Genomic DNA, 12,256 nt, shown 5'->3' with positions numbered 1-12,256 from the left:
CCGTTTGCGTTGTCGTTAGCGGTGCTATGGACTGACGGACATGCTCCGCGACAGGCGCGCCGGTCCCGTGGCGCCGCCCGCCGGCGTCACGGGGCCCTCGCGGAGCTGGGTCGTCCCGGTCCTGTCCGCGCTGTTCGTGCCCGTCTACGCGTCGGGCTTCGTCGTCGGCAAGATCGCCACCGCGCACATGGCGGTGCCGACGGTGCTGCTGTGGCGGTTCCTCATCGCGCTGGTCGTGGTGCTGGTCGCCGTCGTCGTGTCGCGGCCCGCCCTGCCGCGCGGCCGGGCGTGGGTCCACCTCATGGTGACCGCGCTGCTGCTGCAGGTCGGGCAGTTCGCGTTCTGCTACTCGGGGCTCGCGGCCGGCGTCCCGGCCGGCGTCACGAGCCTCGTGCTCGGCATGGCGCCGCTGCTCGTCGGCCTGCTCACGCCGCTGGTGCTCTCCACCCGGATCGGCGCGGCGCCCGTCGTCGGCCTGATCATCGGGGCCTGCGGCGTCTACATCGTCCTGTCCGACCGCCTCGGCGGTGACCTCGGCGCGACGGTCGTGCTGCCGGTGCTCGGCGCCCTGTCGATGGCCGCCGGCACGCTGTACCAGAAGCGGTTCAACGACGACACCCCCGTCGCCACGAGCGTCGCGGTGCAGATGGGGACCTCGCTCGTCGTCACCGCCGCCGCCATGCCGTTCCTCGGTGCTGCCTGGGTGCCGACCGACGCCGCCGGCTGGTGGACCGCGCTGTGGCTCGGGGTCGTGAACTCGGCGGGCGCGTTCGTGCTGATGTTCGTGCTGCTGCGGTGGCGCTCGACGGTGCACGTCAGCTCGCTGCTCAACCTCGTCCCGGCGGTGACCGCGCTCGCTGCCGTCCCGATCCTCGGCGAGCCGCTCACGCTGCACGCCGTGGCCGGTCTCGCCGTGGCGCTCGTCGGCATGTACGTCGGGCTCGGGCTGCTCGGGCGACGGCGCGCCCCCGACGTCACGCCCCCGGCACGAACAGACAGAACAGGTGACCCTGCGGGTCGCGCATGACCACCACGCCCTCGGCGGGCTGGTGGTCCTCCCGGGTCGCGCCGAGCGCCGCGGCGCGGGCGACCTCGGCGTCGAGGGCGTCGGGCTCGATCAGGAGGTCGAGGTGGGCGTGCATCCGCTGCTCGCCCGCGCGGGGCGGCCAGGTCGGCGCGACGTGGTCGGGCTCGAGCTGGAAGCTCAGCCCCGGGCGCTCGCGCTCGGGCGAGCGCAGGCGCAGGAACGTCGGGTCGTCGGCGCCCTCGACCATCACCCACCCCAGCAGGTCGCGGTAGAAGGCGGCGAGGGCCGGCGGGTCCGGCGTCCCGAGGACGAACGATCCGAGAGTGGGCACGGACCCATGATGACCTGCGCGGACGCCGTGGAGCGGGCGACGGGAATCGAACCCGCGTAGCCAGTTTGGAAGACTGGGGCTCTACCATTGAGCTACGCCCGCGCGGGCCTCTCGGCCCTGTTCCACCGTAGCGGATGCCGCCTCCCCGCCCTGTCCGGTGGGTCGAGGGTCCCCTCCCCGAACGACGGTCGACGGGCGCGCGACGGCTTCGTGAACGATCAGGAACGGAACTTGACCGATCGACTGGAACGATCAGCCAAGAGTGACGTCCTACGAATACGCGACGGTAGGGGCCGACTCCTCGCCACCATGGGGAGACGGAGCCGCAACGTAGGAGGGAGACGGGCATGAGCACCACCATCGAGGTCGTCGACAAGATCGAGCGTGTGGACGACGACCACATCGTCCGCGGACTCGACTAGGTCCGACGCGACACCGGACCGCGAGGCAGCGGCGCCTCCGCGGTCCCCGCGCCCCGCCCCTAGACTCACCGTCACGGGGTGTGGCGCAGCTTGGTAGCGCACTCGCTTTGGGAGCGAGGGGCCGTGGGTTCGAATCCCGCCACCCCGACCGGCCTGACCTGCGAGGACGGGTCCAGAAGACCCGCCGCGGGTCCCTGTGTGCCTGCACCTGCACCTATTACTGCACCAACACCGGTCACAGGTCCTCCTCCCACGCGATCGACTCCATGGCCCGGCGCATCGCGTCGAGGTCCGGGTGGGCATAGATCGACATCGTCACGTCCACGTCGGCGTGCCGGGCGATCGCCTGCACGATGTGCGGCGGGACGCCGAGGTTGAGCAGCAGCGTGACCACCGTGTGGCGCAGGTCGTGGAGTCGGACGCCGGGAAGGCCGGCGCGCGCACGAACCTTGTCGAAGTCCCGGTTCAGCGCGCGAGGTTCGACCGGCGTGCCGATCTGGGTGCAGAACACGAGGTCGTGGTCCCGCCAGCACTCGCGGGCGTCGATGCGCTCCTTCTCCTGCTGCTCGCGCTGAGCCTCCAGCGCCTTCCGCGTGACCTTCGGTAGCGGAATCGTCGCCTCCGAGGCCTCGGTCTTGGTGCTCTCGACCAGCAGCCGGCCCTGCACCCGCTGGACGGTCTGGGCGATATCGACCGTCCCGGCGTCGAGGTCGATGTCTCGCCAGCGAAGCCCAAGCAGCTCACCGCGCCGCAGCCCGAGGGTCGCGGTCACCACGTAGGCCGAGTGCCAGCGGGTGTCCTTCGCGGCGTCGAGCAGCGTGCGGACCTGGGCGACGGTGAGGCCCTTCCCGACCTTGTAGCGCGGTGTCGGGACCTTCACGAGCTGAGCGACGTTGCGACTGACCAGCTCCTCGCGCCACGCGTTGCCGAGGGCGTTCCGCAGAACCGCGTGCACGTACTGGACCTGGCGGACCGACGGGTGTCGCCCGCAGCAGCGTCCGACCGAGCAGCACCGGTCCTCCTCGTCGCGGTGCTTGTCGTAGCCGTTGGCGCAGCACAGGCACTTGGCGCGGAGGCGGGTGAGGAACTGGCGGACGTCCGCGCCGGTGAGCCGGTCGAGGCGCTTGGCGCCGAGGAGCGGCACGATGTGCAGCCTCGCCGCGGACTCGTACCCGCGGTGCGTCGTGGCGCGCTTCTCCTCCTGCACCTGGGCGAGCCAGCGCTCCAGGTACTCCGCGACCGTCCAGCGTTGGTCGGGCGCCGGGATGCCGGCCTGGTCGTCGGCCTGGAGCTTGAGCAGCTTGGTGCGCACACCCTCGAAGGTCGAGGCGTACACCCGGCGGCGCTTGATCTCGCCGGCACTGGTGTGGACGTAGGCGGCGCCGACCCACATGCCGTCGCTGGAGCGCTGGAAGATCGTTCCCTCGCCGTTGCGCTTGCGGCCCCGCTCGGCGCCGGCCATCAGGCTGCCTCCGTATCGAGGAGCCTGGCGACGTACTCCTCCAGCGCCGTGCGCGGGATGCGCCGCGAGCCGCCGATCTTGATGGAGCGGAGGTCCTGGTTGCGGAGCAGGTCGTAGACCTTGCACCGGCCGATCTTGAGAATCTCGGCGGCCTCTTCGGCGGTGAACAGCATCGGTTCCATGGGTCAGTCCTCCGGGGTGTGGCGGCCGAGGTGGCCGAGGGCGTTGTGGGTCTGGTCGAGGTGGAAGGCCAGCTCGGTGAGGTCGTGGCGTGCGCACCACAGCCCGGTCGACGCGACGTGCAGCGTCAGGCGCGTCTCGCCGCCGCGGTCGTCGAAGTACTCGGCGGGCTCGGCGGCGCTCATCGCGCGCGTCAGGAACTCGACGAGCTGCGGCACCCGCCGGGCGAGATCGGCGAGGCCGCCGACGACGTCGTAGGCGTCGGGCGGGGTGATCGGGCTGCGCATGGTCGCGTGGTTGGCGCTGCGGACTGCGTCGGCGGCGCGCTCGATGTCGCGGGCGACGAGGTGGGTCATCGCTGGACCTCCTGCGGCGGGACGTCGGCGGCGCGATCGGTAGCGGCGCCGAGCTGGTGGGCGAACTCGCCGGCGCTGCTCGACACCGCCGGGCCGAGCGTCGGGAAGGCGGCGAAGAGCAGGACCAGACTCACGACGCCCGACACGAGCGCCGGGGCGGCGCGGCGGCTCTTGACGAGCAGCGCCGTGACCAGCCCGGCGATGATCACAATGGCGATGAGGTTCATGACGACTCCTCGTGAGCGCCGTCGGTCATGTAGCGCGCGGTGCCGTCGAGGGTCTTGGCGAGGAGCGCCGCGTCCTCGGCGGTCATCGCGACCTCGACGACGTCGTCGGGGTGGTGGGCCAGCCGGAACACGAGAACGGCGCGGCCGGCGTCGATGACGGCGGCGATGTTCGCGGCCCAGACTCGCGGCACGGTGGGCGCCTTCGGGGTGCTCATGACTCGGCCCGCCGTCCGTGTGTGGCGATGCGGTCGCAGTACTCGGCGTAGTCGCCGAGGTAGGGCACCCGGATGCGCTCGCAGTCGCGGCCGAGCCCGGAGAGGTAGGCGACGCCGGGGTCGGCGTTGGCGTGCTCCTGGCCGAGGGGCCGGGCGTCGGTGCCGTGGAGCATCTCCAGCGAGTCCGCGGGGACGCGGAAGGAGAGCCGGAGGGCGAACTGGTCGCGGGCGTAGCCGCCACCGACGGCGGTGGCTTCGAAGCGCTGAGCGAGCATCAGGACCCGGAACGCGGCCTTGCGGCCCTCGGAGAGCAGTCGCACTACGGCAGTACGGATGCGGTCGCCGACCGGGATACCCTCGCCACGCTTGGGCTTGGGCAGCGCGTCCGCGGCGCGGAGCAGGCCGGGGAACTCCTCGAGCACCGCGAGGACCGTCGGTGTCTCGGCAGTGGGCTCGATCTTGTCCTGACGGGGCGGGATGGCGGTCAGTCGGCGGTCCATCTCGGCCACGAGGTCTTCCAGCAGTACCGCGTGCGCGGCGAGGTCGTGGGTGCCGGTGACTTGGTGGGGTCGGTGGATGGTGTCGTCCCAGGCGCGGCCGAGCAGCAGTCCGGTGATGTCGGAGCCGGTCACGAGGACGTCAGGGGCGGCGGCGAGCTGGGAGAGCAGGCCGTAGCAGAACGCGGACTTGCCCGAGCCGTTCTGGCCCTGCACCCCGAGGTGGGCCGGGTCGGCGATCGCGTGGCCGAGGGTGATGCCGTCCTCGGTGCGCCCGAGGATCACCGCCTCCGCGCCGGTCGGGACGGTGAGGGAGGGGAGCCCGAAGCCGTCACGCAGCGGGTCGTGCTGGAGGACGACGAGTCGGACCCAGCGTCCCGCGAGGGGTTCGACGCGCAGGCCGTGGCCGCCGAGGGTGTGGGCGAGCCGGGGTCCGTTCTGCTTGGCGGTGAAGTCGCCGGGTTCCTGGCCGGGCAGCAGCTCGACGGTGAAGCGCAGCGGCGGGCCGGGTCGGACTTCGCCGACGCGCGGGGTGCGGACGGTGATGCCGGCGGCGACCTGGACGTAGTGGCAGATGTGCAGGCCGGTGCAGGCCTCGCGGAACTCCCCGCGCAGCGCGTGGGCGAAGGCGACGACGGAGGTCTCGTAGTCGCGCTGGGCGCGGCGGGCGCGGTGGCGGGACAGGAAGCCGGCGGGCCCGCGGGTGCGGCCGCTGCGGTGCCATCCAGGGGCGGGTGGGACGTGCTCGATGGACATCAGGGGGTCCTCTCGCGGCAGGTCGGGCACAGCTCGCCGTCCACCGCCGGGAGGGCGAACAGCAGCGAGCAGGCCGGGCACATGGGGTCCGAGTCGGCGACCGGGTCCGGGACGCCGGCCAGGCGGGCCCGGCGGATGGCCCGACGGTCGGTGGGAGTGGTGGCGGCCCAGAGGCCGTAGTCCTGGCCGGTGTCCAGGGCCCAGCGCAGGCATTCGGTCGCGACCGGGCAGCCCTGGCAGATCGGGGCCACGGCCATCCGGTGGCGGGCGACGATGGTGCTGGTGTCGTCCTCGGAGGGCGGGAAGAACAACTCGGGGTCGGCGTCGCGGCACGCGGCACGCGTCTGCCACCTCATGACGGCGCTCCTGAGGTGGCCGCCTCGGAGGTCGACGCGGACGAGCCGGCGTTGGCCGGCTGCTTGCCCGAGCGCGCCGGGCCCGTGGCGGTGAGAGGGCGGACCTCCTCGCACCGGTACCAGACCTGCGCGCCGACCGGCTCGCCGTCTCGGTTGCGCTTGTCCATCACGCCGATCTCGAAGCCGACGAGCTGGACCGGGGTGGCCGGCATGAGGTCTTGGCCCGGGTCCTGCTCGGCGACCATCCCCACGTTGATGATCTCGTTGGTGGCCCGCCCGAACTGCCGGAAGCGGGCGGCGAGCTGGAACTGCCACTTGGGCAGACCATCCTTGGTGGTCTCCTGCCGGTAGTTGTCCCCGAACGCCGTCTTGGGCTCGCAGGACAGGAAGAGCAGCGACTCGAAGGTGGCCGCCTGGTCGATCTTGAAGTTCTGGGGCATCGAACTCGTCCTCATCAGTCGGTAGCGGTCGTTCTAGCGCTAACTATAGCGCAAGAAATAGCGACAGTGGCCGCGGTGAGTCGGAGGAGCCCGAGCGCTGGTCCCAGCGCTAGAGTCGGCGCTGGTCAGAGCGGTTGCCGGGCGCCAGGAGGCACAGGTGGCAGGGGAGTGGTCCGCGGTCGCGGTGGCGATCAAGACCCGCCTGGCCGAGCTCGGATGGACCCAGCAGGAGCTCTCGCAGCGTTCGCAGGTGAGCGTGGCGACGATCCGCCAGCTGCAGAACGACACGAGCAGCGCGCGCCGGCGCAATCCGCGAACACTCACGGCCTTGTCCGAGGCGCTGGGATGGTCACCGGACCACCTGGCTGCGGTGGCCGACGGGCGAGACCCGGCCGAGGACCCGGACGCCGACGATCCGATCGTGGCCGAGCTGGCGACCATCAAAGAGTCGTTGGCGATCATGAGTTCTCGCCTCGACGCGATCGAGCAGCAGCTAGCTGACGGCGACGAGCCAGCGCGAGACGCTCGGTCTGGCGACTGACGTCCTCGACCTGGCCGCGCAGCTCCGCGACCATGCGCAGCCGCCGCTGACGACGTGCCGCCGGCGGCCTCGCCGCACTCGGTGACCGGTTCTCGCTCATGGCAAGAAGTCCAGTCGTCCGCGCTAGATCATCCGAGCCCAGCGATGTCCCAGCTCGTACCTGGCGTGGGGCCGAACCGGGGACATCGGAGAGACATGGCCATCCCGGACGCCCGTGCGGCCTACCGTGAGCCCCATGGGACAGCCAGCCGCGGTGCGCCCGGCGAACACCGAGCTGATCGCGCTGCGCGAAGACGCCGGCCTGTCCCAACAGGACCTCGCCGAAGCCTTAAGCATGCTGTCGGACGAGAAGTTCGACCGGCCGGTGGAGATCACGAAGAAGACCATCGGTCGGTGGGAGCGCGGCGAGGTCGAGTGGCCCCAGCCGTTCTACCGCCGGCTGCTCGCCGAGTACTTCGGCGTCGCGGTCGACGAGCTGGGGTTCCGCCGGCCACGTCCCACCGAGACGCCTCGCCAGCGCAGCAGCGGTGAGACCGGCGAGCTGATGGCCATCCTGTCGACGCCGGGGGAGCAGGACCCACAGGTGGCGAAGGACCAGGCCGACTGGAAGCGCGTCCGCGAGCAGCTCGGCGGCTCGCGACGCGCGCTCGCAGTACTGGCCGAGCAGCTCTACCCCGAGTATCGCGTCCCGGGGCTAGAGAACACCGGCGTCATCGCGCACCCCTCGTGGCTTCCGCCCGAGCCGATCCCGCTGCATCAGGTGGTGCTCGACCGCCTGGAGGACACGGGGGAGCCGGCCATCACGGGCTCGGAGCGCGAGTCCGAGCTGGTACGGCCACTGGCCTCACCAACGCATCGCTACAAGCGGTACAGCCACGCCGTGCGTGACCTCGCCCCGCCACGCCTGTTCGAGAACCGCCTGTGCTTCCGACTCCTCGATGTCGACTGGACGCGGCCTAGTGAGCAACTGCGTTTCGGTTCGATGGGATTCTTCGACGCCATCGATACGAATGAAGCTGTCGCACACGAGACCGCGCTTCACCATGGGCGCGCCGGCGCTGATGGTAGCTATCAGCTCGGGCGTCCCTCGTGGCGCCGACTGTCCTTCCGCAAGCACATCGGCGATCCCTTTGACCTACACCGTCGTCCTGTGATGGGCGCGATCGGAACTTTGATAATACGCGGTGGCGAATCGCCAAGCATGGTCTTGCATCAACGCGACGGCGCCAGTGTCGCCGGCGGCGGCAGAATGCTGCACCTTCTACCAGCCGGCATCTTCCAGCCTAGCTCAGTATTGCCTGACTCCATCGCCAACGACTTCTCCATCTGGCGCAATATCCAGCGAGAGTGCGCGGAGGAGCTGCTGGGCCACGCCGAGTATGATGGAACGGGCCGGCCCATTAACTACGACTCCGAGCCCTTCTTCATGTTAGATGAAGCTTACGCTAACGGCACGCTAAGAGCGTACCTTCTTGGTCTCTCCCAGGATGCCGCAACTCTTGCGGCGGACATTCTAACAGTGGTCATCGTTGTGCCAAATGTTTACGATCAGATTTTCGGGCACCTAGTGGACAGTAATCCTGAAGGCTACATCCCTGCCAGAACAGTACCGTTCGAACGAAACACGATCTCGAATCTTCGAGAACGTGCACTGATGTCGCCGGGCCTCGCTACAGCCGCTCACCGGGCCTGGCAGTTTCGGAGTCTTCTGCTAGGTGCCGGAGCTTCGGCTCCCAGGGGGCAAGGGTGACTTCCGATCCGTCTCCTGGTTTCCTCGGTTTCACAAGCGCTGGGGTCATCGCGATCCACGCCGACTGGCCAGCTTATCCACTCGAGCATGGAGTCCCGATCCTTCTCCGGTCACTTGCGTGTTTTCCGGAAGGAACGATGTTTGACGTTTGTGATGACATCGACAGATGCCTTCTGCTCGCACCCTCCGAGGGAGAGGGTTCGGCGAACTGGCCGATCAGCGAAAAGAGGATGTACGTCGCGCTGTGGCACGAAGACTTGCTAGCGGCGGCCGACGCGGGTTTCCTCGCCGGTGTCGAGCGGATTTCGGAGCGCGACTACGAGGAGCGTCGGCTGGACAGCTTGCGCGCGGATGTCACGGGCAGCTTGACCGAAGAAGCGATTCGTAGGCTTGACGATCGAGACCCTTTAGACCTTCTTGGTTACATTGTTGACGGCAAGTTTATCCCGAGTCGGGTGCGTGAGCGTCACGAAGAACGCTTCGCATTAGAAGAAGATGAAGATGACTGGTGGGAACGCTCAAGAGAGTTTCCTGGGTTTCCGGGTTCAGGATTGAGGTTGACGACATCTGGATGGGACCGAGTAGGGGAAATTTGGACGGAAGAATTAATCTTGCCTTCGTTGAGAGAGGATCGGCTGAGGCTTCTCTTGGGCCATAGGTATTACGACACAGTTCTTCGGGAGCTCTGCGTGATGCTTGAGGCAACGATGAAGGACCGGCTAGGTTCCCGGCGAATCGGCTGGAAGCTGGTCGAGGAATTCGTCGAGCGGCTCCGGGAGAGCCGGAACTATCGCGAGTCATGGATTCGAACAATGCGCACCGAGCTGAGAACAATGTTCGCGTTTGTCCGAAATGAGTTCGCTCATAATGTGCTCGACTTGGAACCTCGTCGCGCGATGGCAAATATTGGCCGCGCGGCGGACCTTGTTGGAATGGTTGTTGGCGTCAGTTTGGACCCGCAAGATCGTTCATAGTCACGGTAGACCGCTCGGAGCGATGCAGCCAAAGTACGCACTCGAGCTGATTCGCGACTACTTTGATATCGCTTGTATGAATGACAATAGTCTACCAATAGATTGCGATGAACTCACACTCCAAGAAGAGAGGGTCTGGAGTGCTTGTGGCCGCCTCGATGCCGTCGTCCTCAGCATGGAGCGTACTCCGTTCGGTAGTCCGCGAAGCTATCTCCTCCCGAATCTCGGCGGCCTGCTCCGCTGTAAAGACGTCGCCGAAATACGAAGTTACAAAGTCCTCAATGGAGGAATACGCATTCCGTTCGTCGTCCGCTGAGACCATGCGGTCAGTAAGCGGAGGAATCAGGTTTCTAAGTTCTTCATCGAACTTATCGAACTGACCGGCCACAGTGGGGTTGTTGCGATCCGCCAGCCGATTTCCGTACTCTTGGAGCGCGACACGCTTTGCTTCCGCTGCGCCTATCTGAAGTGGGGCTTGTCGATGGGCGGCGCTCATGGCCGCATCGACTCCAACGCGCAAGCTATCGTTCAGGTCGTGCGCTAGCGATGGGCTTAGTTCGCGAAGAAGTTCAACTAGCTTGACAGGGTTCCACTTGCTCACCAGCAGGTCGTTGTCAAGGCGGACGAGTACTCGAGCGCGGGATCGGCTGAACAGAACCTGCCTGATGTCCTTCCAGTACCACTCGACGTCAGAAACGCCTGCCAGGTACAAAGGGTGTGCCTCAGCACGGAGTCGCTCGGGAAGCGACAACAACGCGCCGTTATGGACGATCCATTGCGCTCCATCGACGTAAAGTGCCGAATAGTCTCTAGCCTTGCACTGCAGTGGCACGAGGCCAACCATGAATCGCTCGATCATCTTCGCCATAGACTCTACCTGCGGCAAAGAACTAAGAGCCTCAGAAAACACCTCGGGTGACTCTTGCGCTAGCTGAAGGAGCTCCGTGCAGATCGCACTGATCCGATATATCTCGGCGGTCTGGAGCTCGACGTCGATCTCAATGATTCGGCCGCGCCGCAACTGGTCCTGTGAGAGGAACCAGCATTGTGTTGCGTCCCTCTTCTTCTCGTTCTTTAGCTCGTTAACGGTCGACGGGCTGGGCACGTCTGAATTATTCGCGGGCGGCTGGAGGGCGACATGCGACCTCTCGAAATCAAGCCACTCACGGAAGATCGCTTGCACGGTCGCATTGCTCAGGACCTGAGAGCTACTCGTCCTGCCGGCCGAGAACTTCGGAGTGGTCTTGGACTTGACTGGCCCTACGTCGAGCCCAACCTCTCCACCGATCTCTCGCTGTGTCGTCTGCTGGGTTGTATCGGTGTATTCCTTAGGTACCGGTCCAAACCTGGACGAGTAGAGGCTATAGACGCTGGTTTCGTCGAGGTAGACGAATTCCCGCAGCGGGTTGTTCTTCGCTTCTTTTTCTGCCTCCTTCAGGCGTCTCCATCGCTTCAGTCGCCGCCATGATAGGACCCACGCCATCAGTCGACCTTTCGCCTTTTTCGGGTCTTTCTCGTCTCTGCTGCTTGCAGCAATCCTCGGCGGAAATCTTCTGCCCGAATACTCTCTCTTCCGTCTATTGCTGCAAAGAGTGCGGCCTCTGTCCAGATAGACGCCAAGTCGGCTTGGCTCCACCCGCTCGTGCCTCTCGCGATCTCGGCGAAAGGCATTGCGCCGGTAACTGCGATGCCCCTTCCAGCGGCTTGCAATACGAGTAGGCGGTCGGGCTCGTTCGGGTACGTGAATTCGATCTCGCTATCGAAGCGACCGGGTCGCCTCAACGCCTCGTCAATATCTTGCGGCCGATTAGTCGTGGCGACCACGACAACATTCGAGCCTCCGCCTAGACCGTCCATGGCCGTAAGGAGGGCAGCAACTACCCGCTTGGACGCTTCGTGAGAGCTATCGTTGCGTTGTCCTGCCACGCTATCGATCTCGTCGAAGAAGACGAGCGATTTTTCTTGCCCTGCTGCGTGCTCGAACAACTTCTTCACAAGTTTCTCGCTCGAACCGTACCACTTGTTGAAGACTTGAGGGCCGTTCACGGCGTATAGGGTGGCGCCAGTTCGATGCGCAAGAATTTTTGCTAGCTTGGTCTTGCCAGTTCCAGGGCGCCCCGTGAAGAGCACACCTTTCACACTCTTTGCTCCAATCTTCTCAAGACGCTCTGCATGCAACATCGGCGCCTCTACTAGCTTCTGCGCACGATTCTTGATCGCTTCACTTCCGCCGAAGGAGTCGAGGCTATCCGTGTACGTATCTGGCTCTACAATATATTGCTCGATGTCGTCGGCCTCGTCGCCACGATCAAAGACCGAGATCGGTAACTCGGACAGTACGGTCGAGACTCCCCAGACTTCGTCGGCCTCCACGGTATTTCCGACTTCGTACTTGACGTCTTGAAGAGTCGGTACGGCCCTAATCGCGCTTCCAAATTCGACCAACGTCTTATCGTGGTTGATCTTCTTGACTACACCAACCGAGTCAGACGTCGGCCAGAGAGTTCGTGGAGCCAGCCTGTCTACGATCTCCAGCGCGTCGGAGAGCAATAGGAGCTCACCTACAGTGTAGGGCGACTCGTCTTCATCCGCGTCCGACTCGATGATCACAATCTTGCCTGTGATCAGCTCGGCGTAGATGTAGCGCTCGTCGTCTGACAGCGCTCGGATCCTCGCCGGAATCCCTGAAAGTCCAGACATTGTGCGGGTGACCATACAAGGA

15 protein-coding genes and 2 tRNA genes are annotated in these 12,256 nt (G+C 66.2%); 5 read left to right on the top strand and 12 right to left on the bottom strand.

The window, feature by feature from the left end; all coding sequences use genetic code 11:
- Positions 1-40: 40 nt before the first annotated feature.
- Positions 41-1,027, top strand: a complete 987-nt coding sequence (locus tag EV188_RS21345; RefSeq protein WP_133828314.1) for a DMT family transporter — start codon at positions 41-43, stop codon at positions 1,025-1,027.
- On the opposite strand, the gene EV188_RS21340 is transcribed toward EV188_RS21345, so the two are convergent.
- Together EV188_RS21340 and EV188_RS21335 are read right to left on the bottom strand one after the other, a co-directional pair.
- A complete protein-coding gene (locus EV188_RS21340) occupies positions 975-1,358 on the bottom strand; it encodes a VOC family protein (RefSeq protein ID WP_133828313.1) in 384 nt (127 codons plus the stop codon). The genes EV188_RS21345 and EV188_RS21340 overlap by 53 nt on opposite strands.
- Positions 1,359-1,386: 28 nt before the next feature.
- A tRNA-Gly gene (locus EV188_RS21335) sits at positions 1,387-1,460 on the bottom strand.
- A 394-nt stretch (positions 1,461-1,854) separates the two neighbouring features.
- On the opposite strand from EV188_RS21335, the gene EV188_RS21330 reads away from it, so the two are divergent.
- Positions 1,855-1,928 (top strand) — tRNA-Pro (locus tag EV188_RS21330).
- A gap of 87 nt (positions 1,929-2,015) precedes the next feature.
- On the opposite strand, the gene EV188_RS21325 is transcribed toward EV188_RS21330, so the two are convergent.
- The 8 genes from EV188_RS21325 to EV188_RS21290 are packed head-to-tail and all read right to left on the bottom strand — an operon-like array spanning position 2,016 to position 6,269.
- Positions 2,016-3,242, bottom strand: a complete 1,227-nt coding sequence (locus EV188_RS21325) for a tyrosine-type recombinase/integrase (RefSeq protein WP_133828312.1) — start codon at positions 3,240-3,242, stop codon at positions 2,016-2,018.
- Entirely contained in the window at positions 3,242-3,424 is a 183-nt protein-coding gene (locus EV188_RS21320; RefSeq protein WP_133828311.1) for a helix-turn-helix domain-containing protein, read from the bottom strand. Before EV188_RS21320 ends, EV188_RS21325 begins: the two co-directional genes overlap by 1 nt.
- Before the next feature lie 3 nt (positions 3,425-3,427).
- Complete coding sequence (locus EV188_RS21315; RefSeq protein WP_133828310.1) at positions 3,428-3,778, bottom strand: hypothetical protein; 351 nt, start codon at positions 3,776-3,778, stop codon at positions 3,428-3,430.
- Positions 3,775-4,005: a hypothetical protein gene (locus EV188_RS21310; protein ID WP_133828309.1), complete on the bottom strand. Its 231-nt coding sequence runs from the start codon at positions 4,003-4,005 to the stop codon at positions 3,775-3,777. Before EV188_RS21310 ends, EV188_RS21315 begins: the two co-directional genes overlap by 4 nt.
- On the bottom strand, positions 4,002-4,220 hold the full coding sequence (locus EV188_RS21305) for a hypothetical protein (protein WP_133828308.1): 219 nt from the start codon (positions 4,218-4,220) through the stop codon (positions 4,002-4,004). Before EV188_RS21305 ends, EV188_RS21310 begins: the two co-directional genes overlap by 4 nt.
- The gene (locus EV188_RS21300) at positions 4,217-5,473 is read right to left on the bottom strand and encodes a hypothetical protein (protein ID WP_133828307.1); all 1,257 of its coding nucleotides are present in this window, start codon (positions 5,471-5,473) and stop codon (positions 4,217-4,219) included. The genes EV188_RS21305 and EV188_RS21300 overlap by 4 nt, the downstream gene beginning before the upstream one ends.
- Positions 5,473-5,829 (bottom strand): WhiB family transcriptional regulator, encoded by a 357-nt coding sequence (locus tag EV188_RS33025; protein ID WP_133828306.1) that lies wholly within the window; start codon positions 5,827-5,829, stop codon positions 5,473-5,475. The genes EV188_RS21300 and EV188_RS33025 overlap by 1 nt, the downstream gene beginning before the upstream one ends.
- On the bottom strand, positions 5,826-6,269 hold the full coding sequence (locus tag EV188_RS21290) for a hypothetical protein (protein ID WP_133828305.1): 444 nt from the start codon (positions 6,267-6,269) through the stop codon (positions 5,826-5,828). The genes EV188_RS33025 and EV188_RS21290 overlap by 4 nt, the downstream gene beginning before the upstream one ends.
- A gap of 157 nt (positions 6,270-6,426) precedes the next feature.
- Here EV188_RS21290 and EV188_RS21285 point away from each other — a divergent pair, with 157 nt between their 5' ends.
- The 3 genes from EV188_RS21285 to EV188_RS21275 all read left to right on the top strand — a co-directional run bounded on the left by EV188_RS21285 (position 6,427) and on the right by EV188_RS21275 (position 9,534).
- Entirely contained in the window at positions 6,427-6,810 is a 384-nt protein-coding gene (locus EV188_RS21285) for a helix-turn-helix domain-containing protein (protein WP_133828304.1), read from the top strand.
- Positions 6,811-7,045: 235 nt separating this feature from the next.
- A complete protein-coding gene (locus EV188_RS21280; RefSeq protein ID WP_133828303.1) occupies positions 7,046-8,560 on the top strand; it encodes a helix-turn-helix transcriptional regulator in 1,515 nt (504 codons plus the stop codon).
- Between the two features lie 230 nt (positions 8,561-8,790).
- Positions 8,791-9,534: a hypothetical protein gene (locus tag EV188_RS21275; protein WP_133828302.1), complete on the top strand. Its 744-nt coding sequence runs from the start codon at positions 8,791-8,793 to the stop codon at positions 9,532-9,534.
- A gap of 91 nt (positions 9,535-9,625) precedes the next feature.
- On the opposite strand, the gene EV188_RS21270 is transcribed toward EV188_RS21275, so the two are convergent.
- Both EV188_RS21270 and EV188_RS21265 read right to left on the bottom strand, forming a co-directional pair.
- Entirely contained in the window at positions 9,626-11,017 is a 1,392-nt protein-coding gene (locus tag EV188_RS21270; RefSeq protein WP_133828301.1) for a DUF6414 family protein, read from the bottom strand.
- A complete protein-coding gene (locus EV188_RS21265; protein ID WP_133828300.1) occupies positions 11,017-12,249 on the bottom strand; it encodes an ATP-binding protein in 1,233 nt (410 codons plus the stop codon). The genes EV188_RS21270 and EV188_RS21265 overlap by 1 nt, the downstream gene beginning before the upstream one ends.
- Positions 12,250-12,256: the final 7 nt, after the last annotated feature.

The sequence above is a fragment of the Actinomycetospora succinea genome (assembly GCF_004363095.1).
Classification (GTDB): Bacteria; Actinomycetota; Actinomycetes; order Mycobacteriales; family Pseudonocardiaceae; genus Actinomycetospora; species Actinomycetospora succinea.
This window is presented reverse-complemented; position numbering and strand designations above follow the sequence as displayed.